Consider the following 19,175-nt stretch of genomic DNA (forward strand, 5'->3'; position numbering starts at 1 on the left):
CTCCCGTGGCGCTTCGGATTCTGGAGGATCCCACCTCCCTCGACGCCACATCGTCTCGGACGAAACCCAACATCTGCGGATTGGCATACCATGCCCAACAACAGCCGAGGTCGATCGAAGATTCTTTCGAATCCGTAACGGTTCCAATTCACAAATGTTTTACACTCGGGGCCGCGACGACGTCCCACCCTGTGTGCCGTCCCTGACCTCATGAGCCAGGACATCTGCCCGCCGTCCACACCACCCCCCGTCCCCTGCGTGCTCCTCGTCGACGACCACCCGGCGAACCTGCTCGCCCTGGAAGTCGTGCTGGAGCCCCTCGGGCTGCATTTGATGCGCGCGAGCTCGGGCCGAGACGCGCTCCGGCAGCTCTTGAGCAACGAGTTCGCGGTCATCGTGCTCGACGTCCAGATGCCGGACATGGACGGGTTCGAGACCGCCGACCTGGTCCGCAGGCTCGAACGCACGCGGGACATCCCGATCATCTTCGTCTCCGCGATCCACCGCGACGACGCCTACCAAGCCAAGGGGTATGCGCACGGCGCGGTCGACTACCTGCCCAAACCCTTCAACCCGGACGTGCTGCGGGCGAAGGTCGCCGCGTTCGCCGAGCTCTGGCGCCGCGCCGAGAACCTCCGCGTCCGCGAGGCCGAGCTCTTCGAACGGGAGCGGGCCGACCTCGTCGCCCGCGAAAAGCGCGCCCAGGCCGAGGCCGCGAGCAGCGCCGCCGTGCTCGACGCCGTCGTCGCGGGCGCGCCCATCGGCATCGCCATCTTCGACGCGCACCTGCGCTGCGAGCGCATCAACGCGGCGCTCGCAGCGATGCACGGCGTGCCCGCCGACGCGCACGTCGGGCGCACGCTGGCCGAGACGCTCCCCGAAGGCCCCGAGACGGCCACCACCATCGAGCGCCTGGAGCGGGTCTTCGACACGGGCGAGCCCCTGCTCAACCTCGAGGTCGCCCGGCCCCTCCCCGGACGGTCGAGCCATCAATACTCGCTCACGAGTTACTTTCCCGTGCGCGTGGAGGGACGCGTCGCGCGCGTGGCCATGACGGTCGTCGACGTGACGGCCCTCCGCGCCGCCGAGGCGCGCGCCGCCGCCAAGCGCCAGAACCTACACCGGCTGATGAGCGTGGCCGCGGCCCTCTCGGAGGCGCACACGAGCCTGCAGGTGGCCGAGGTGGCGGTGAGCCAGGGTCGCGCGCTCCTCGGCGCCGAACGGGCCGCCCTGGGCGTGCTCTCGGAGGGGGAGACGGCCACGCTTTTGCAAACGGTCGGCTACGATGAGGCGCAGATCGAGCGCTGGGCGAGCGTCCCGCTCTCCCACCCGATCCCGATGACGGACGCGATCCGGGAGCGACGCCCGCTCTACTTCGAGTCCGCCGCCGCGGTGGCCGAGCGATACCCCGAGATCGCGCCTTTGCGTTCTCCCGGCGACGAGGCCCTGGCGGCCGTCCCCCTGCTCTTCGAGGAGCGCGGGCTCGGCTCCCTGGTCCTCGCCTTCGACGAACGCCGCGGGTTCAGCGAGGCGGACCGGGCGTTGCTCACGACGCTCGCGCGCCTGTGCGCGCAGGCCATGGAGCGCGCGCGCCTCTACGACGCCGAGGCCAGCGCGCGCGCCGAGGCGGAGACCGCGAACCGCGCAAAAGACGAGTTTCTCGCCCTCCTGAGCCACGAGCTGCGCAGCCCCCTCAATGCCTCGCTCGGCTGGACGACGATGCTCCGCGACAACATCCTCCCCGCCGAGAAGCGGGAGCGCGCGCTCGCCACGGTCGAGCGAAACATCCGCGCGCAGGTCGCGCTCATCGAGGACTTGCTCGACGTCTCGCGTATCGTCGCGGGCAAACTCCACCTGAACAGCATCCAGACGCTCGAGCTCGCGGGCGTCGTCGAAGCGGCGATCGAAGCCGTCCGCCCGGCGGCGGAGGCCAAGACGATTCGCGTCGAGGGCCAGATCGAGACCCAGGAGCGCGTCCAGGGGGACCCGGTCCGGCTGCTCCAGATCGTGACGAACCTGCTCGGCAACGCGATCAAGTTCACGCCGAAGGGCGGCTGGGTGCGCGTGCATCTGCGCCGCGTGGACGGGTCGATCGAGCTCTCCGTCACGGATGACGGTCAAGGCATCCCGCCGGCATTCCTTCCGCACGTGTTCGACAAGTTCAAGCAGGCCGACAGCGGAATGACCCGCGCGCACGGCGGCCTCGGCCTCGGCCTCGCCATCGTCAAGCACCTGGTCGAGCTGCACCACGGGACCATCACTGCGCACAGCGAGGGGACCGGCAAGGGCGCCGTCTTCGTCATGCGTGTTCCCCTCCCGTCGTCGCCCACGTCGTCGCGGCTGCGCTGAGCCCGGCGGCGGGGTTTATCCCGCGCTGCGCTGGCGGCGCATTCCGGTGCTGCGGCCGAGCCGCGCGAAGCAATGGCGCAGGCCGTATTTCACGCTCCGCAGCAGGCGGAGGTGCTCGAACCGCACGTCGAGGTGGAGCAAAGAAACGGCGACGGCCGGGCGAATGCCGGTCAGGATGCACTCGGCGCCCACGAGCTCCACGGCGCGCACGAGATCCAGCAAATGACGCGCGCTGTTCGTGTCCATCGTATCGACGCCTGTCCAGTCGATGATCACGAAACGCGAGCCCCTCGCGACGACCGCGTCGAGCAGCCGCGACGTGATCTCCGCGCCGCGCCGATCGTCCACCGCGCCGATCACGGGGAGCGCGAGCACGTCCTCCCATACCTCGATGATGGGCGTCGAGAGCGCGTCAATCCCGGCCTCCAGCCGATCGATGAGCGCGCGTTTTTCGTCGTCGCTCGCCACGATCGCCTCGTCGAGCTCGCGCAGGATGTCCTTGTGCTCGGTCACGTCGCGGGTCACGGTCACCGCCGCGCGCACCACGCCGTCTGCGCCGAAGAGCGGGCGCGACGACTGCGAGATCCACGTGCCGGGGCCCTCTTCGCCGGTCGCGCCGAGCAGGCTCTCCAGGTTCTCGACCACCTCGCCGCCGAGCGCCCGCCGCGTCGGATCCCGCTCCGGGGGCGCCGGCGACACGCCATCCGAGACGAATACACGCCGCGCCCCGGGCTCGCCCGCGATGGCCCGCATATGCGCGTTGTACATGCGGCGCCGACCCGACGTATCCTCGACGATCACGCCCACGGGCATCTCGTCGATCACGGCCCGGAGCAGGTCGAGCTCCTCGGCGAGGAGCTGCCGGGCCTGCATCTCCTCGGCGAGCCGCGCCTCGAGCGCCGCGATTCGCGACTGCATGTCCACGACGTCCACGTTGGCCCTTCTACCCCGCTTGTGGCGTGTTTGCCAGGCAGGAGCCGTGATTCAGCATGCCGTCGAGGACCTCGGCGATCTCGCGCGCGGTTTGCGCTTGCCACGTGAGGTCCGTTGCAAGGCGAGGCATCAGAATCGCGCGGCCCGCGCGCGGCGCGACCGTGAGCTGAAATGCGCCCGGCGCCTCGATCACGTAGAACGCGGGCCGCTCGCGGAGCTCCCCGCGCGACGCGATCCAATCGCGAAACGCCGGAGGAAATGGCTCCTTCGTCACGAGCTCGAACTGATCCCGCCGGATGCAGCCGTAACGCCGCGTGAGCCGCACGCGGCCGACGTCGACCACGTCGAGGACCTCTCCGTACGAAGCGACGCTCCGCCGGTCTTGCCCGGCGTCCGCTGTCATCCCTGCATTCGCTCCACGACGAACTCGCAGTGCGAATCACCCTTCGCGGCGCAAAGACGCTCGCGGGAGCGGAAGGATCGCGGGTCGCTGAACACCTCGCGATAAAGCTCCTCGGTGAGCGCGGGCCTGCGCGTGATGTCGCCCTGGTAGACGAGGTTCATGAGCCCCGCCATCCCGCCGTTCGCCAGGAAGCAACGTGGCCCGTCGGCCCGCGGATACGATTCGAGGTACCCGGACGACTCATAACTATCGCGCAGCTCGACGACGAGCCGCTCGTCGGGCAGGAGCTCGGCCACACGAAAACGGCCCCAGCCGAACGCGTTCACCACCGCCATCATGCCGCGGACCCAATCCTCGCGGCTCTCGATCATCGGCTGGACGAGCGCGTCCCACTCGACCGACGACATGATCCCGCCGAACGTGTGGAACGCGCAGACATGCGCGGCTTCCGTGAGGAGCGCGACCGCGTCCTCCGTGAGCTCGGGGTTTTCCCGGACGAGCGCGCCGAGGACGCCGAACGAGATCCGGTTGTAGAAATCCGCGTAATGGTTCGTCAGGTACAGACCAAACGCCGGGATGAGGCCCTCCTCGTTGCCGGCGAGGCCCATTCCCGTGACGGTCTCGACGATGACGCGCTCGTCAATGGCCATCACCACACCTCCACGCGAAAGGAGCACCGCTCGTCCCCCGCGGCGACGCACTCGACCTCCCGGCTCGTGACCCGCTCGGGCGCGAGGCGGTAGGCGACCGCGACCGCGCCGGCGAGGAACCCCGCGGCGAAGAAGCACCCCGGCGCGGGCCGCTTGCCCCAGCGCGACACCCAGCCGACCGCGTAATGTGAATGGTCGAGCGTCGCCTGCCCGCCGCCCTCGCCGAGCTGGCCGACGTCGACCCGGCCAAACCCTTGCGCCGCGAACGTGTCCGCCGCGCGCTGCAAGACGCGCGCGGCCGAGCCGCTCTGCGCCTCGCCTTCGCGCCCTTGCAGCATCGAGCGCGAGGCCTCCATCCCCGCCGCCACGAGCAACCTCGGGGCCCGCTCCTGCAGGGCGTCCTCGATCGTGCGCTGGAGGAAGACGTTGTAATGGTGACAATGGAACACAAGACGGCGTCCGCCGAGCGTGGTGATGCCGCGCTCGAGGTCCGCCTGCGGAGCGAGGTGAAAGCTCATCGTTTTGCCTTCCTTTCGTGTTCCAGGATCTCTCGCGCGCAGACCCACGCACGCGCGACGAGCTCCGGGTCGTCCGGGATCGACTCGGCGTTGCGCGACAATGCGCGCCCGACGAGCAAGTTGAGCCGCGCCAGCTCCACCACGGCGCTCCCGCGGGCGCGCCCGCGAACGAAATCCACGACCTGCACGAGCTCCTTGCCCACGCCCATGTCTCCGTTGCCGGCTAGAGCCGGCGCCAATCCTCGCCGTGGAAATCGGGGAACGTGACCGAGCATTGGCCCGGGTCGATCCCCGTGATGCGCGCCCGGCCCTCGGCGTCGAGCATCCCCTCGCGCGTCGCGCCGTCCGGCAGCTCGACGCGGTATCGCTTGAACGGCACGGGCTTCGGCGGATCGTCGTCGTCCACGAGCTCGATGCCGAACCAGGTTTTTTCCTCCCGTGCTGCGACCTTCTCGCCCTTCGGCTCCTCCTTGCGCCCGCCCGCCGCGAGGACGAACTGCATCTCCATCTTGAACGCGCGAAGCTCGCCCGCCTCGAGCGCCTGCCGGACGCGCGCGCGCTGCGCGGTGAACGATGCGCCTTCCCGCGCGCCGAGCGGCCCCGCGAGGAAGGCCGTGATGTCGGCGACGAGGGCGTGCGCGCGGGGTTCGTCCGGGAACCAGCCGTCGACGAACCAGGCGGCGAGCCCCCGGGCGACGGACGACGCGCCCTCGGGCACGGCGCCGCCGCCGAGGCGCGGCACGATCCATACGACGTCCGAGAGCGTGCTGATGCGCCATTTCTTGCCGTGCATGATCTCGCGCCTCGTACCGTTCGAGGATACGCGCTCTTGCAAGCGCTCGGCAAGACGGCCGTCGGAAAGCCCTACCCTCGCGCCGCGTGGTTGATAGGATGCGCACCGCCATGACGTCCGCTTCCGCGCAGGATCCCTCCCCGCAAACGCCCGATCGTGAGCTTGGCGAGCACGCTTTCCGACTCTGCCAGACGCTCCTCCGCATCGACACCACGAACCCGCCGGGCCGCGAGCGCGCCGCGGCGGAGGTCGTCGCCGGCGAGCTCGCCGCCGCGGGGCTCGAACCGATCACCCTCGAGAGCGCGCCCGAGCGCGCGAACGTCGTCGCGCGCCTGCGCGGCACGGGCGAGTTGCCTCCGCTCCTGCTCACGGCGCACCTCGACGTCGTCGAGGCCGAGGCCTCGGCGTGGAAACACCCGCCGTTCTCGGGCGCCGTCGCGGACGGCTGCCTCTGGGGGCGCGGCGCGATCGACATGAAGAACATGGCCGCGATGTCGGTCGCGATCCTCACGCGCCTCGCCCGCGAGAAGATGCGCTTGCGCCGCGACGTCATCTTCGCGGCCGTCGCGGACGAGGAAGCGGGATGCGACTACGGCTCGCGCTTCCTCGTCGAGAACCACCCCGACCTCGTGCGCGCCGAATACGCGATCGGCGAGAGCGGCGGCTACACGCTGCACCTCGGCAAGGCCACGTTTTACCCGATCCAGGTCGCGGAGAAGGGCCTCTGCTGGGTGCGCGCGCGTGTCCGCGGCGAGCCCGGGCACGGCTCGATGCCGCGCGAGGATTCGGCCGTCATCAAGCTCGCGGACGCCATCGCGCGGCTCGGCGAGAAGCCGCTGCCCGTGCACGTCACGCCCTACGTCCGTGATTTCGTGGACGGCCTCGCGGCCAAGCAACCCGCGCCGCTGCGCGCCCTCCTGCGCCGGCTCCTCCACCCTGCGATCGCGCCGCACGTCCTGCGCGCCTTGCCCGATCGTATGATCGCGCGGAGCTTCGGCGCGATGCTCTCGAACACGGCGTCGCCGACGATCCTGCGCGCGGGCACGAAGGTGAACGTCATCCCCGGCTTCGCCGAGGCCGAGATCGACGGGCGCACGCTGCCCGGACAGACCGAGGCCGATTTCCTGCGTGAGCTCGGCGCGGTGCTCGGGCCGGAGGTCTCGCTGGAGATCGTGAAGAGCGCGCCGCCCACCACGACCGATCCTGTCGATTCCCCGCTCTTCGGCACGATCCGCGCGGCGATCCTCGACCGCGAGCCCGAGGCCACCGTCGTGCCGTACATGATCCCGGGCTTCACGGACGCGAAGTATTTCACGCAGCTCGGCGCGAAATGGTACGGGTTTTCCCCCGTGAAGATGCCGAAGGGCCTGCGCTTCGCCGACCTCTTCCACGGCCACGACGAGCGCATCCCGGTCGACGGGTTGAAATGGGGGACCGAGGTCCTCTTCGACGTCGTGCGCAGGTTTTCCCAGTAAAACGCTCTCCCATCCCCTTTGCATCGACCGCATCGCGGTCGATGCACCCTCGGTCCAGGGCTGTGCCCTGGTTCGGGTCCAGGGGCGAAGAGCCCCTGGTCGGGCCCGGGGTGAAACCCCGGCGAGGGGCCTCGACCGTCGAGAAGGCCTTCCCGCGGCGGTCGTTCCGGTCCATCCTTTTCGTGGAGCGAGGGCAACCATGGCGGACGAGCTTTCGAGGCGGGGCGTGCTCAAGTTCGTGGCCGCGGCGGCGGCGGCGGCGGGCTGCAAAACCACGAGCAGCGGGACCACGGCGGGCGCGGGTGAGACGAGCGCGACACCGCCGGCCTCTGCGGCGCTGCCGGCGCCTGGGGCGTCGGCGCCTTCGGCCACGCGGACGCTCGGACGCACGGGCGCGCCCGTCGAGCCCGTGTCGCTCGGCGGCGAAGGGATCTTGCGGACGTGGAACCGCGAACGTGAGGCCGTCCCGATGATCCTCGAAGCCCTGCGGCTCGGGGTCCGGTATTGCGACACTGCGCCGGCCTACGCGGGCTCGCTCGATTATTATGGCGAGGCGTTCCGGCAGGCGCCGCCCGGCGCGCGGGATCAGGTCTTTCTCGCCTCGAAGACCCACGAGCGGGGCCGCGACGCGAGCTTGCGCCTGCTCGACGAGAGCCTCAAGCGGCTCGGGACCAGCCGCCTCGACCTCTGGCAGCTCCACGACCTGCGCACGCGGGAGGATCTCGACGAGATCTTCAGCAAGGGCGGCGCGATCCAGGCCGTCGAGGCGGCTCGCAAGGACGGCCGGATCCGGTTCGTCGGGATCACCGGACATCACGATCCGGCCATCCTCGTCGAGGCCATGCAGCGGTACGATTTCGACACCGTGCTTTGTGCGGTGAACCCAGCCGATCCGGCGCGGCTCCCGTTCCTGACGACCGTCGTGCCCGAGGCGCGGCGGCGCGGCATGGGCGTGATTGGCATGAAGGTCATGGCCGCGGGGCGGATCCTCGCGGACGGCGCGGCGACGCCCGAGGAGCTCATCGGGTATGGCGCCCATTTCGCGGACACGGTCATCGTGGGCATGAAGAGCCCGGCCGAGGTGCGCCAGAACCTCGGCATTGGCCGGGCGCTCACGCCGCAGACGAAAGAGACGCTCGCGTCGCTCGAGCGGAGGCTCGCGCCACGGGCCGACGAATATTCCTATTTCAAGGCATGAGCATGAGGCCCCGCTTCTTCCGCCTCGCGCCCCTCGTCGCCCTCGGCGTGCTCGGGGGTTGCCAGGTCGTGCTCGGCATCGCGTCGGATTTGCGCCTCGCGACCTGCGAGGAGGGCGAGGTCTACGATACGACGCCCGCCGATTGCCAGCGTGAGGTCTGCAAGGACGGCGAGCTCGTGAACGAGCTGGATCCGGACGACGTCCTCTCCGACGTGAACGAATGCACGGAGGACGCCTGCGAGGGCACGACGCCCCGAAACACGCCGCGCCCCGCGGATTCACCGTGCGGGCTCGATGGGCTCCTCCGGTGCGACGGCGCGGGCAAATGCCTGGGCTGCATGGACGACATGGCGTGCCAGAGCGGCCCGGCCCACCCGTGCGCGCCGATCACGTGCCAGCAAGGGATCTGCGTGACGAACGCCTCGCCCCCCGGCACCCCCTTGCCCGATCCGACCCCGGGCGATTGCATGGCGCCCGCCTGCGGCGCGAATGGCGTGGCCGTCACGGTGTTCGCGGCCGACCCGCCCGCGCCCCCGTCCCCGTGTTTCGCGACCGCGTGCATGGAGGGCGTGCCTCAGAGCGCGCCTCGGAATGCCGGGACCGCCTGTCCCGCCGGCGTCTGCGACGGGAATGGCGCTTGCGTGGGTTGCCTGGAGACCGCCCATTGCGGCGGCGGGACGATGGTCTGCGTGGGCACGACCTGCGTCAACCATTGCACGGACGGGCAACAGAACCACGGCGAGACGAACCTGGATTGCGGCGACGGCTGCGCCGGCTGCGGGGTCGGCTCGCCTTGCGTGGTCCCGACCGACTGCGCCACGAACTACTGCATCGAAGGCATTTGCTGGGATCCGGGCTCCGGGGGCTGAGCCATGCGATCCGGCCACATCCTCGTCCACATCACGACACGCTCGGCCGAGGAGGCCGAGGCGCTCGGCGCGACCGCCGTCGCGCAGAGGCTCGCCGCCTCGGCCCAGGTCGAGCCGATCACGACCAGCCATTACCGCTGGAGAGGCGCGATCCACGCGCACCCCGAGCACCGCGTGACGCTCTTCTCGCGCGCAGCGCTCTGGGACGCGATCGTCGCCTTCGTCCGGGCGAACCATTCCTACGAACTCCCGCAGATCGTGGCGACGCCGATCGCCCTGGGCCTGCCGGAGTTCCTCGCCTGGATCGACGAACACACGAGCACGCGGGAGCACGAAGGCAATGAAGTACAAGAAGCTCGGGACGACATCGATTGACGTGAGCGCCGTCGTCTTCGGCGGCTGGCAGGCGGGCAAGGCGTCATGGGTCGGCATCGACGACGCCGCGCAGATCGCCGCGCACCGGGCGGCCCTCGACGCGGGCGTGACGACGTTCGACACGGCCGAGGAATACGGGGCCGGGCACAGCGAGCGTATCCTCGCGAAGGCACTCGCAGGCGAGCGCGAGCGGATCGTGATTTTGACGAAGGTGTCCTGGAACCACCTGCGCCGCGCCAAGGTGATCGAGGCGTGCGAGCGATCGCTCCGAAACCTCGGGACGGACCGGATCGACCTCTACCAGATCCACTGGCCGGCCGGGAGCTTCGGCAGCGAGGTGGTGCCGATCGAGGAGACGATGGGCGCGCTCCTGGATTTGAAGGCGCAGGGGAAGATCCGCGCGATCGGCGTATCCAACTTCGATCGATCGCAGCTCGAAGCCGCGCGCCGCGTGGGCCCGGTCGACAGCCTGCAACCTTGTTATTCGCTGTTCTTCCGGAAGGCCGTGGAGGACACGCTCTCGTATTGCGAGACGAACGGGATCACCGTGCTCGCGTATTCGCCGCTCGCCCAAGGGCTGCTCACGGGCAAGTTCGGGCGCGGGCACGTCTTCGCCGAGGGCGACAACCGCGTGGACAACCGGCTCTTCAAGGGCGAGACGTTCGAGAAGGCGCTCGTGGCCCTCGACGCGCTCGGGCCGATCGCCGCGAGGAACGGCGTCACGCTGGCCCACCTCGCGCTCGGTTGGCTCGTCGCGCAAGGAGGCGTGTGCGCGATCGTGGGCGCGAGGAACGAGGCGCAGGCGAAGGAGAATGCGCGCGCCGGCGACGTCTCGCTCGTCTCTTCGGACCTCGCGGAGATCGACCGGATCGGGCGGGTCGTCTCGGATTCCCTGCCGCCCGGATTGATGTGGGACTGGTGATCTTGTAGGATCACGCGTGATGTCCGAAGCCAACGACCCCGAGATCGCCGCGCAAGTCCGCCTCATCGTCGCCGAGGCGCTCGCCCTCGATCCGGCCGCGGTGAAGAACGAGTCGCTCCTCATGGCCGACCTCGGCGCCGAGTCGCTCGATTACCTCGATATCGTGTTCAAGATCGAGCGGACGTTCGGCATCCAGATCACGCGGGGCGAGATGCAAAAGGCCGCGCGCGGCGACATGAGCGACGAGGAGTTCGCGCCGGGCGGCGTCGTCAGCGACAAGGGCCTCGAACGGCTGCGCGAGCTGATGCCGGAGGCGAAGGATCGTATCGAGCCGGGGCTTCGGGCCGTGCAGATCCTGGGGCTCTTCTCGGTGCAGACGTTCGTGAACATGGTGGAAGCGAAGAAGCGGGGCGTGGTGGTGTGACGAACGGGGCGGCTCAGAGCCCCCCGTCGATCACGACCTGCCCGCCCGTCATGAACGAGTTCTCGTCCGACACCAGCCACGCCGCAAGATCCGCGACCTCCTCCACCGTCCCGAGCCTCCCCAGCGCCGCCTGCGCCACGTAACTCTCGACGCGGTGCTTCGGCAGCCGCGCGGACAATCCCGTTTCGAGCAGGCCCGGGACCAGGCAATTCACCGCGATTCCATACCGGCCGATCTCCTTCGCGAGCGCCAGCGAGAACCCGACGAGCGCCGCCTTCGAGGCCGCGTAATGGACCGGCGCGTCGAGCACGCGGTCCGCGCCGAACGAGCCCACGTTCAGGATGTGGCCCTTTTTCGCGCGGATCATCGATTTCAGCGCCGCGCGCGAGAACAGGTACGGCCCCTTCACGTTCGTGTCCATCGCCGCGTCCCACTCCGCCTCTTCGAGGAGCGCGATCGGGAGGACCTGCGTCAGCGCCGCATTGTTCACGAGCACGTCGATGCCGCCGTACGCCGTCTCCACCGCCTTCACCGCCGCCGCCACGTGCGCCGCGTCCGAGACCGAGCCCTTGAGCACGAGCGGCGAAGCGCCCGCGGCTTCGAGCAGCGCCCGTGTCTCCTCGGCCGCATCCTCCCGCGTGTGGTACGTGAACGCCACGCGCGCCCCCTCCCGCGCGAAGGCCAATGCAATCGCGCGGCCGAGGTTCCGCGAGCCGCCCGTCACCAGGCAACGTTTCCCCGCGAGCCGCCCGCTCATCGTGTCCTCCCCCGGCCGAGCTGCACGAGCGGCGCCGCGGGACGCGGCGAGAATCGCGCGTCGCGCTCGCGGTAGAGGACGTTGTAGGCGCAGGAGGGGACGTTCGAGCCGTCGGGGCCGGGCATGCCGACGCAGCAGCGGCGAATGCGGTCCGTGTCGAACGTCTCCTCGTCCATGTGGGTGTGCACGTAAATGGCCTTCGTGTGCATCTCGGCGATACGCATGCGGATGGCCTCGTCGGTGCCGGGCGCGAACATGCGCTCGACGAGGTCCTTCAAGGCGGAGAGGACCGCGTCGGTCTCCTCGCAGTCGATGTCGCCCGCCCACAGGCGATTGAGCACGTCCACGAGGATATGCTCCATCTCGGGGCCCGGCACGATGTAAAGCTCCTGCGAGAGCAGGCTCCGGAGATCCTCGCGGTCCATGAAGCGGGTGAACGGCAGCCAGCGGCCGTCCTTCAAGCGGAGCAGATACGCGATCTGGTAGCAGAGCGGGTGCGCGAGCGGCGAAGGGACGAAATCACGGACCGCGAGCCGGCCGCCCGATTGGCGCTCGATGTCGGAGAGCGCGTCGAACGCCGTGTAGCGGGCGCTGCGCTCGAAGCTCGCGCCGCTCTGGCCCGTGAACGTCATGGGGTGGAACTCGACGGAGCGGATGAAATCCTTCGCGAGCGCGAGGTCGATGAACGCCGCGACCTCGTGGTCGTTCACGCCGCGCGCGAGCACGGGCAGGAGCGTCGTGGCCACGCCGTGTTTCTCCAGCAGATCGAGGATCCGGAGCTTGGCGTTCAGGTGGTGGCCGCCGAGCATCTTCTTGTTGGCCTCGGCCTCGAAGGAGTCGAACGAGAGAATCACGCGGGCGTCGATACGGGCGAGGCGTTCGAGCAACGCCTCGTCACGGAGGAAACGCAGGCCGTGCGTGGAGACGGTGACGCGCCGGACGCCGGCCGAGACACACATCTCGACGAGGCGCTCGAAATCAGGGTGCTGCGTAGGCTCGCCGCCCGTGATGTTGATGATACGCCGATCCGGGGCGACGTGGTCGAGGTGGCGCAGAATGGCCGCGAGCTCGCCCTCGGACATGTGGTAGGCGCCCTCGTTTTTGTTGTGCGTGTAGCAGATCGGGCAATCGAGGTCGCATTTCGAGGTGATCGGCACGACCGGGAGGTGATTGCGTTGCTCGTGCTGCTCGCAAGGGCCGCAATCGTAGGGGCAACCCGCGGAGACGGGGCGTGGCGCGGCAGGGGGCGCGAGGACGGAGGTGTGGCCGACGGTGTCCTCGTACCAGTCCGCGGAGCTCGACACGAGCACCTCTTCCGGCCCGTGCAGCTCGCAGCGCTTGCGCAGGACGATCTTGCCGGAGACGCGCACGGTCTCGGCCGGAACGGCGCGCTTGCACGCCCCGCAGAGGCCCGTCGTGGCGCCGAGGATCACGCCTTCGTTTGCTGCGTCTGCCATTGCCGCTTCAGCCATTTCCGGACCACGAAATCGGTCGTGAAGATGAGAAAAAACCCGAAGATGAGGTTCGTCACCCACGTGGCCCAGAGGGCCGGGGTGATCCGCGCGACGGGCGGGAAGGGCCGGTGCGCGAGGTTCACGTTGAGGGTAGGCGGCGTCGTGTAATACGCGAACACGACCATCGACGCGAGGAAGGCAAACGAGGCCCACGGCGCCCAGCGCGGCAGGCCCGAGTGGCGAACCTCGCGCGCGCCGACGACGAGCGGCGCGACGTGCACGAGGACCGAGGTCCAGGACGTCGTGTGGGTCTCGCAGAGGTCGATGAGGTATCCCCAGAGGCCGGCGCCGATATGGAAGGAAAACCCGAAGAGGACAAGCGCGGGCTTGCGGAGGAGCACGCCGACGGCGAGGACGGCGGTCGCCACGTGGCAGGCGTAGAGCATCTCGGGCAGGAGCCCGTAGGGCATTTTCGCGACGACCGCGTGCAGGACGAGGACGACGAGGAGCAGGAGCCCGACCCAGCGCGGCGTCACAGGCCCCCCGTGATGGGCAGGATGGAGCCCGTCATCCATCGATTGTGGAGCGCGAGGCGCGTGATGGCGCGCGCGGCCTCCCCGGGCGTGCCGACACGCTGGAGCGCGCTGTACCGCTTGTAATCGGCGAGCCGCGCCGGATCGAGGCCCTCGGAGATGCCGCCGCCGAGCGCGCCGAGCAGGACGAGGTTCACCCGGACGTCCTTCGGGCCAAGCTCCTTGGCGAGCGCCTGTGTCATGCCGAGCCGCGCGGACTGCGTGGCGGCGAAATGCACCGCCGTCGGGATTTTTGCGATGCCGTCGAGCGCCGCCGTGAGGACCACGTCCCCGGGCCGGCCCGCGAGCCGCGCGGCGAACGATTGCATCGCGACGTACACGGAGCGGACGTTGACCGCGTGCATCTCGTCCCAGAGCGCGTCCGTGACATCCGCGAGCGCGCCCGTGCCGGAGACGACAGCGGCATGCACGAGCAGATCGGGGGCAGCGTCCTCAGCGGCGAGGGTGTCGAAGAGCGCGCGGATTGACGCGGGTTCGGCGAGGTTCGTCTGGAAAGCGCGCGCGCCCGTCTCGGCGGCGAGGGTTTCCGAAAGGGCGGCGCCGCGCTGGTACGTGAACGCGACCCGGGCGCCCGCGGCCGCGAGCGCACGCACGACCTCGCGGCCCACGTAGCCGCTGCCCCCGAGCACGAGCGCAAGGCGGGCGTCGGTCACGAGACGCCCCCAAGCCCCAGCTCGAACCGGAGCGTTTGATCGTCGCGCACGTGCCAGATCTTTTGATCGATGTAGTAATGGTGGAAGAAGAGGCCCCAGTAAAGCACGAGGAAAAGCTCGGGGAGCGCGGCCTCGCGTGAGACGGGCGCGAGACTCGGCAGGACGCCACGCGCCGCATTGAGCGCGAGGTAACCGAGCGAGACGAGGACGAACGCGGCATACGCCACGAGCGGGCGGCGCCCGAAAGACGCCACGAGCGTGCGTGCGTCGCTGCCCTCGAAACGGCGCCTGGAGACGGCCGCGATGATGCCGAGGTAATTCACGCCGTGCACGGTTCCCCCGACGACCGTGGACGCCATGAACGCCTGCTCCGGATCCGCGGGGCGCGGGACGAGCGGTTCGAACGAGCCGACGACGAAAAGCGCGAAGAGCTGGAGGCCAAGCGTGGGGCCGAGCAGATACAGGAGCGGGCGTTCGTCCTCGCCGCGGAAGCGGGTTCGACGGTAAACGCCATACCCGACCGTCGCGACGAGGAGCAGGCCGAGGAGGACGAGGCCGAGCGTCGCGAGGAGGCGCGGCGGCTCCGCTGGCAATCCGAGGAAGACACGATTTTGCGGGTGACCGAAGGAAAAAAGGCCAAAGGCGAGCCAGAGGGCGCCGTGCAAGAAGAGGCGATCGGTCTTGCGCGCGGGGAGCGCGGTGCGCGCGTGGTGCTGGTAGATGGCGAGGACACCATACGATTGCCGGACGTTATGGTGAAAGCTCCAGAGCGCCGCGGCGAGGAGGAAGAGATCGATCGGGGCGCGCAGGCCCGTGGCGCGGGTGACGGACCACGCGGCGAGGCCGGGCAGGAGCCACGCGAGGCTCAGGGCGAGCAGACGGCCGCGGCGCGCGCGGAAGTCCGGGTCGAGGTAGGTGCGGGCCCAGGTCGCCACGAGGTGCGGGCCGTCGACGAGGACGAGGAAGGCCACGAAGAGCGGCACCACCGCCCCCGGGACGGCGAGCGCGAAGGCCCCAACGAGCGCGGCGAGGAGCGCGCTGCCGAAGAAAAACACGAGGTCGAAGCGGCGCCCCCCGATCCATCCGGCCTTCACGAGGGCATCCTAGCAGTTCCGCTCACGTCCACGTGAGTCCGGTTCACGTCCACGTGCGTCCGGCGCACGTCCGCGTCAGCCCGGCGCACGTTCACGTGAGCCCGGCGCACGCCGGCGCGAGCTCGCTTCACGCCGGCGCGTGGTCGGTTCGGGCTCGATCAGGGCACGCAGATCACCGCCTTTGCCCAGCAGGTGCTGCAACTGTCATCGGGGCAGGGGTTGACGTCGGTGTACTGGCACGTCCCGCCGTTGCAGTCCGCGTTCGAGGCGCAGTCGTCGACCGGGTAACAGCCCTGCGGGAACCCACCCTCCTCATAGACGCAATCGACGACGGCCAGCCAGCGGCACCCCTGGGCGCTGCTGCATTGGCTCGCGTCCAGGGTCGCGCACGCCGAGGTCGGCGTGCACGACTCGACGCTGGAGACCCACACGCCGTTCTGGCAGGTGATGTGGGCCGGGCAGCCGCTCGCGTCGAGGTACACACACTGGGTCGACGTGCAGCATTCGTCGCAGGGCGTGCCATCGACCGGCAGCGTGTCCGGGCACTCCCGCTTGCATTGGGAGTTGGATTCGGTGACGAGCCACTCCCCATCCGCGCACCTCACCTTGGTGGTGCGCCCGATGCAGACCGTATCGTGGTACGTGCACTCGAAGTACTTGCCCCCGCACATGCCGCCGGCCACGGGCGGCAGATCAGGGCATTCCACCGGGTCGATGCAGGACGTGTCCCCACAACCGCACATGTCGGGATCGTTCACCAAGATCTTCCACTCCCCACCCCAGCACACCTTCCCGGTGCCATAACCGCATTCGTCGAAGCCGCACCTCTCGTTCTCGATCAGACAGGGGCCGCTCGGCAGCGGGTAGCCGTCCTCCGGACAGCTCTGCGGGCATTGCGCGGGGTCCTCGCACCCGCCGGCGCCCCCGCCGCCCTGGCTCGTCGCCCCCGCGCCGCCCTGCCCCGCGCCGCCCGTACCCCCGCCGCCCGAATCCACCGTGCTCTTGCAAGCCGGGGCGAGGGCCGCGAGGAGCAAGGCCGCAAGCAATCCGAAGCGGTTCGTCTGGTTCATGATCCAAGCTCCTTTTCGAGGCACAGCCCGGCACAGCCGGGACGCACGCCGTACACCCGCTGCAACATCGGGGCCTACACGGATAAGGAGGGAGGCCGAGGACACGAAGGATGCCCGCGTCCTGGCCAAGGGACGGAGGTTCAGGAGCGGCGGGACGCGTTGCGGCGGAGCCTGCGGCCGTAGGCGAGCGCGCCGAGGCCGAGGATCCACGCGCTCGTGGCGCCGTACTTCGCGGTGCCGGGAGACATGACGGCACAGCCGCCGTCATCCGCCGGCGTTTCAGCCGTGCCGCCCGTCGAGCTCGTGGAGCCGCCGTTGCCGCCGTTGCCGCCGGGGCTCGATGCGGCGCAGCGCGGCACGCCCGCACATTCACCGATGGGACGAAGGCGCACGCGCAGGTCCGGAGTTTCGCCTCATCAAATAGGACGCCAGGCCCAATGGCTCCGGATATCCGCTGGAGAATGTCGTGATGATGCTTCCCTCGGGCGCCGGTTCCTCCTCGGGGGCGTAACACGCTTCCCGCGCGGTGGACAACCGTGTCCCGCTGAACCGACACGAGGGGGCATAGGGGTGTACGTGACGACGAGCGCGAGCGCGTCGATGTACATGCCCTGCCCGTGACGAGCCTGTAGCTTCGGGCGCGCGCTTCGGCGATGATGGCGCGGGGGGGACCGCCGCGCATTTCGCGCGCACACCCCGAGGAGCCGTCATGTCCACGGAACCGAGCTCTCCGGCGTCCAGCGCTTCATACCAGTACAACTATACCTACGTGCCGCCGCTGGCGATGGCCGACAGCGTGCCGAAGAGCCAAGAGCCTGCCCTCGTTTGGTGGATCAAAGTCGCCTGGGAGGTGCTGCTCATCGCGAAGAACCGCCTCGCCTGGAAGGTCGAGCAGGGCCGAAGCGAGCAGCCGAACGGCGCGCAGCTCCCCACGACGGAGGCAGAGCGCGCGTCGATCCTCGATCTCGGTCACCTCGGCCTGGGACAGGTGAATCTCTCGCGCATCCCGAGTGATCACTCCATCATCGACAAGCTCAGCCCGAACGCGGGGGGGCTGGAAGCCGCCACGCTAGACGCGGCCGAGGCCATCGTGTTCTGCAAGCGCCTCGCCAGCAAGGCCATCGAGCAGGAGCTCAAGGATCCGCTGGAGCTCTTGAGGCTCGTGCTGGATTCGCTGATGGCCAAGCCCGAAGGCAGGCCCCAATCGCTGCAGGCGTATCAGGACCTCTTCGTCACGCTGCCCTTGCCCTGGGCTGCCCAGAGCTTCCAAGAGGACGCGACGTTCGCGTGGATGCAGGTGGCAGGGTTCAATCCCCTGGTCCTCCAGAAGGTCACGGATCCCCGGCGCACGCTCGGCATTTCCGACGCCGAGCTCGCGGCCTCGCTGGGCGATGGGGATGGGGTGGAGGCGGCGCTCGCGGAGGGGCGACTTTACATCGCGGACTATGCGCGGCTCGCGCGCGTGGTCAACGGCAATTTCCCCGATGGGCCCAAGTACTGCTTCGCGCCCCGGGCGCTCTTCGGTCTGCCCCGGGGCAAGGGGCGGCGCAGGCTCGTGCCGCTTGGTATCCGCTGGGGCCAGGACGACGCGCTCTTCCCCCTCTTCACGCCCGCCGACGGCGAGGCCTGGCTGCAGGCCAAGACGGCCGTGGAGGTGGCGGCTTTTAATGATCACGAGATGGTCGCCCACCTGGGGCACACGCACCTCCTGGTGGAGCCCTTCGTCGTCGCCACCCACCGGAACCTCCCCAACGACCACCCGGTGAGCCTGCTCTTGCGCCCGCATTTCGAGGGCACGCTGTTCATCAACAACGCGGCGCAGTCCACGCTCATCGCGCCGGGCTATCAGGTGGACAAGCTGCTGGGCGGCACCATCCAGGCAAGCCGCGCGGTGGCCGTGGCCTCGCTGATCGCGGACCCGGACTTCGATTTCAACAAAGGTATGCTCCCGCAGGACCTCGCCCGCCGCGACGTGAACGATCCCGCGCTGGAGTATCCCTACCGGGACGACGCGCTGATGGTGTGGGGCGCCATCGAGAAGTGGGTACGCAGCTACGTGGGCGTGCATTATAAATCAGACGCGGAGGTGCAGGCGGACGCGGCCCTGCAGGCGTGGAGCGCGGAGCTGGTGGCCCAGGACGGGGGTCGGGTGAAAGGGTTTGGCGAGGGTGGGGTCGCCGGCAAGCTGACCACGGTCGCGTACCTGGTCGAGGCGCTGACGATGCTGGTGTTCACGGCCAGCGCGCAGCACGCGGCCGTGAACTTCGCGCAGGGAGGGCTGATGACCTTCACCCCGCTCGCCCCGGGCGCTGGCTACCGGGCCGCCCTGGTGTCACGCGAGGACGCGGCGCGAAACCCCTTGCTGGATCAGTTCCCGCCGCTGGACATGGGTGCCACGCAGCTCGATTTCCTCACGCTCCTCGGCTCGGTCCATTACACGAAGCTCGGGGATTACAGGCCGCTGCACTTCCACGACCTGCGCGTCTTGCCACACCTTCTCGCGTTCCAGGAGGAGCTGAAGAAGATCAGCGCGGTGATCGAGGACCGCAATGCGAGCCGGCTGGGGCCCTATCCGTACCTGGACCCCCCGCTGATCCCGCAGAGCATCAATATCTGAGCGGCCGCGTCCCGGCGCGCCGCCCCGC

Annotated in this window: 21 protein-coding genes; 8 read left to right on the forward strand and 13 right to left on the reverse strand. The window is 69.4% G+C overall.

The window, feature by feature from the left end; all coding sequences use genetic code 11:
- Positions 1-210: 210 nt before the first annotated feature.
- Positions 211-2,349 (forward strand): hybrid sensor histidine kinase/response regulator, encoded by a 2,139-nt coding sequence (locus QHF89_RS22810; protein WP_136968181.1) that lies wholly within the window; start codon positions 211-213, stop codon positions 2,347-2,349.
- A 15-nt stretch (positions 2,350-2,364) separates the two neighbouring features.
- Here the strand turns inward: QHF89_RS22810 and QHF89_RS22815 are convergent, their stop codons facing one another.
- From QHF89_RS22815 to QHF89_RS22840, 6 genes are read right to left on the reverse strand one after another with little or no spacing between them, the layout of a single operon-like run.
- Positions 2,365-3,282 carry an STAS domain-containing protein gene (locus QHF89_RS22815; RefSeq protein ID WP_136968180.1) on the reverse strand — a complete coding sequence of 306 codons (918 nt, stop codon included), beginning with the start codon at positions 3,280-3,282 and terminating at the stop codon, positions 2,365-2,367.
- Positions 3,283-3,292: 10 nt separating this feature from the next.
- Positions 3,293-3,685, reverse strand: a complete 393-nt coding sequence (locus tag QHF89_RS22820; protein WP_136968179.1) for a hypothetical protein — start codon at positions 3,683-3,685, stop codon at positions 3,293-3,295.
- Positions 3,682-4,335 carry a V4R domain-containing protein gene (locus QHF89_RS22825; protein WP_136968178.1) on the reverse strand — a complete coding sequence of 218 codons (654 nt, stop codon included), beginning with the start codon at positions 4,333-4,335 and terminating at the stop codon, positions 3,682-3,684. The genes QHF89_RS22820 and QHF89_RS22825 overlap by 4 nt, the downstream gene beginning before the upstream one ends.
- A complete protein-coding gene (locus tag QHF89_RS22830) occupies positions 4,335-4,853 on the reverse strand; it encodes a V4R domain-containing protein (RefSeq protein WP_136968177.1) in 519 nt (172 codons plus the stop codon). The genes QHF89_RS22825 and QHF89_RS22830 overlap by 1 nt, the downstream gene beginning before the upstream one ends.
- Positions 4,850-5,056, reverse strand: coding sequence for a hypothetical protein (locus QHF89_RS22835; RefSeq protein WP_284720821.1), 207 nt, complete (start codon positions 5,054-5,056; stop codon positions 4,850-4,852). The genes QHF89_RS22830 and QHF89_RS22835 overlap by 4 nt, the downstream gene beginning before the upstream one ends.
- Positions 5,057-5,076: 20 nt before the next feature.
- Entirely contained in the window at positions 5,077-5,646 is a 570-nt protein-coding gene (locus tag QHF89_RS22840) for a carboxypeptidase regulatory-like domain-containing protein (RefSeq protein ID WP_136968175.1), read from the reverse strand.
- A 110-nt stretch (positions 5,647-5,756) separates the two neighbouring features.
- Between QHF89_RS22840 and QHF89_RS22845 the strand changes: the two genes are divergently transcribed.
- The 6 genes from QHF89_RS22845 (at position 5,757) to QHF89_RS22870 (ending at position 10,909) form a co-directional block, all read left to right on the forward strand.
- A complete protein-coding gene (locus tag QHF89_RS22845; protein WP_136968174.1) occupies positions 5,757-7,121 on the forward strand; it encodes a M20/M25/M40 family metallo-hydrolase in 1,365 nt (454 codons plus the stop codon).
- A 199-nt stretch (positions 7,122-7,320) separates the two neighbouring features.
- Complete coding sequence (locus QHF89_RS22850; RefSeq protein WP_136968173.1) at positions 7,321-8,319, forward strand: aldo/keto reductase; 999 nt, start codon at positions 7,321-7,323, stop codon at positions 8,317-8,319.
- A complete protein-coding gene (locus QHF89_RS22855; protein ID WP_136968172.1) occupies positions 8,316-9,188 on the forward strand; it encodes a hypothetical protein in 873 nt (290 codons plus the stop codon). Before QHF89_RS22850 ends, QHF89_RS22855 begins: the two co-directional genes overlap by 4 nt.
- Positions 9,189-9,191: 3 nt before the next feature.
- Complete coding sequence (cutA, locus tag QHF89_RS22860) at positions 9,192-9,563, forward strand: divalent-cation tolerance protein CutA (protein WP_136968171.1); 372 nt, start codon at positions 9,192-9,194, stop codon at positions 9,561-9,563.
- Complete coding sequence (locus QHF89_RS22865) at positions 9,529-10,485, forward strand: aldo/keto reductase (RefSeq protein WP_136968170.1); 957 nt, start codon at positions 9,529-9,531, stop codon at positions 10,483-10,485. Before cutA ends, QHF89_RS22865 begins: the two co-directional genes overlap by 35 nt.
- A gap of 19 nt (positions 10,486-10,504) precedes the next feature.
- Entirely contained in the window at positions 10,505-10,909 is a 405-nt protein-coding gene (locus QHF89_RS22870) for a phosphopantetheine-binding protein (protein WP_136930128.1), read from the forward strand.
- A 13-nt stretch (positions 10,910-10,922) separates the two neighbouring features.
- Here QHF89_RS22870 and QHF89_RS22875 read toward each other — a convergent pair whose 3' ends face one another.
- The 7 genes from QHF89_RS22875 to QHF89_RS22905 form a co-directional block, all read right to left on the reverse strand.
- Positions 10,923-11,666: an SDR family NAD(P)-dependent oxidoreductase gene (locus tag QHF89_RS22875; RefSeq protein WP_136930127.1), complete on the reverse strand. Its 744-nt coding sequence runs from the start codon at positions 11,664-11,666 to the stop codon at positions 10,923-10,925.
- Positions 11,663-13,123, reverse strand: coding sequence for a radical SAM protein (locus tag QHF89_RS22880; RefSeq protein WP_284720822.1), 1,461 nt, complete (start codon positions 13,121-13,123; stop codon positions 11,663-11,665). Before QHF89_RS22880 ends, QHF89_RS22875 begins: the two co-directional genes overlap by 4 nt.
- Positions 13,096-13,656 carry a hypothetical protein gene (locus tag QHF89_RS22885; protein ID WP_136968168.1) on the reverse strand — a complete coding sequence of 187 codons (561 nt, stop codon included), beginning with the start codon at positions 13,654-13,656 and terminating at the stop codon, positions 13,096-13,098. Before QHF89_RS22885 ends, QHF89_RS22880 begins: the two co-directional genes overlap by 28 nt.
- Positions 13,653-14,366, reverse strand: a complete 714-nt coding sequence (locus QHF89_RS22890; RefSeq protein WP_284720823.1) for an SDR family NAD(P)-dependent oxidoreductase — start codon at positions 14,364-14,366, stop codon at positions 13,653-13,655. The genes QHF89_RS22885 and QHF89_RS22890 overlap by 4 nt, the downstream gene beginning before the upstream one ends.
- Positions 14,363-15,460 carry a hypothetical protein gene (locus QHF89_RS22895; protein WP_284720824.1) on the reverse strand — a complete coding sequence of 366 codons (1,098 nt, stop codon included), beginning with the start codon at positions 15,458-15,460 and terminating at the stop codon, positions 14,363-14,365. The genes QHF89_RS22890 and QHF89_RS22895 overlap by 4 nt, the downstream gene beginning before the upstream one ends.
- Positions 15,461-15,618: 158 nt before the next feature.
- Positions 15,619-16,530, reverse strand: a complete 912-nt coding sequence (locus QHF89_RS22900) for a hypothetical protein (RefSeq protein ID WP_284720825.1) — start codon at positions 16,528-16,530, stop codon at positions 15,619-15,621.
- Positions 16,531-16,670: 140 nt separating this feature from the next.
- Positions 16,671-16,922 carry an MYXO-CTERM sorting domain-containing protein gene (locus QHF89_RS22905; protein WP_284720826.1) on the reverse strand — a complete coding sequence of 84 codons (252 nt, stop codon included), beginning with the start codon at positions 16,920-16,922 and terminating at the stop codon, positions 16,671-16,673.
- A 317-nt stretch (positions 16,923-17,239) separates the two neighbouring features.
- Here QHF89_RS22905 and QHF89_RS22910 point away from each other — a divergent pair, with 317 nt between their 5' ends.
- Positions 17,240-19,147, forward strand: coding sequence for a lipoxygenase family protein (locus QHF89_RS22910; RefSeq protein WP_136968165.1), 1,908 nt, complete (start codon positions 17,240-17,242; stop codon positions 19,145-19,147).
- Positions 19,148-19,175 lie beyond the last annotated feature (28 nt).

The sequence above is a fragment of the Polyangium sorediatum genome, from assembly GCF_029946465.1.
GTDB lineage: Bacteria > Myxococcota_A > Polyangia > Polyangiales > Polyangiaceae > Polyangium > Polyangium fumosum.

Coding starts and splice junctions, on each gene's coding strand:
- QHF89_RS22810 (WP_136968181.1), top strand. CDS start 211: ATGAGCCAGGACATCTGCCCGCCGTCCACACCACCCCCCGTCCCCTGC.
- QHF89_RS22820 (WP_136968179.1), bottom strand. CDS start 3,685: ATGACAGCGGACGCCGGGCAAGACCGGCGGAGCGTCGCTTCGTACGGA.
- QHF89_RS22825 (WP_136968178.1), bottom strand. CDS start 4,335: ATGGCCATTGACGAGCGCGTCATCGTCGAGACCGTCACGGGAATGGGC.
- QHF89_RS22830 (WP_136968177.1), bottom strand. CDS start 4,853: ATGAGCTTTCACCTCGCTCCGCAGGCGGACCTCGAGCGCGGCATCACC.
- QHF89_RS22840 (WP_136968175.1), bottom strand. CDS start 5,646: ATGCACGGCAAGAAATGGCGCATCAGCACGCTCTCGGACGTCGTATGG.
- QHF89_RS22845 (WP_136968174.1), top strand. CDS start 5,757: ATGACGTCCGCTTCCGCGCAGGATCCCTCCCCGCAAACGCCCGATCGT.
- QHF89_RS22850 (WP_136968173.1), top strand. CDS start 7,321: ATGGCGGACGAGCTTTCGAGGCGGGGCGTGCTCAAGTTCGTGGCCGCG.
- QHF89_RS22855 (WP_136968172.1), top strand. CDS start 8,316: ATGAGCATGAGGCCCCGCTTCTTCCGCCTCGCGCCCCTCGTCGCCCTC.
- cutA (WP_136968171.1), top strand. CDS start 9,192: ATGCGATCCGGCCACATCCTCGTCCACATCACGACACGCTCGGCCGAG.
- QHF89_RS22865 (WP_136968170.1), top strand. CDS start 9,529: ATGAAGTACAAGAAGCTCGGGACGACATCGATTGACGTGAGCGCCGTC.
- QHF89_RS22870 (WP_136930128.1), top strand. CDS start 10,505: ATGTCCGAAGCCAACGACCCCGAGATCGCCGCGCAAGTCCGCCTCATC.
- QHF89_RS22875 (WP_136930127.1), bottom strand. CDS start 11,666: ATGAGCGGGCGGCTCGCGGGGAAACGTTGCCTGGTGACGGGCGGCTCG.
- QHF89_RS22880 (WP_284720822.1), bottom strand. CDS start 13,123: ATGGCAGACGCAGCAAACGAAGGCGTGATCCTCGGCGCCACGACGGGC.
- QHF89_RS22900 (WP_284720825.1), bottom strand. CDS start 16,530: ATGAACCAGACGAACCGCTTCGGATTGCTTGCGGCCTTGCTCCTCGCG.
- QHF89_RS22910 (WP_136968165.1), top strand. CDS start 17,240: ATGTCCACGGAACCGAGCTCTCCGGCGTCCAGCGCTTCATACCAGTAC.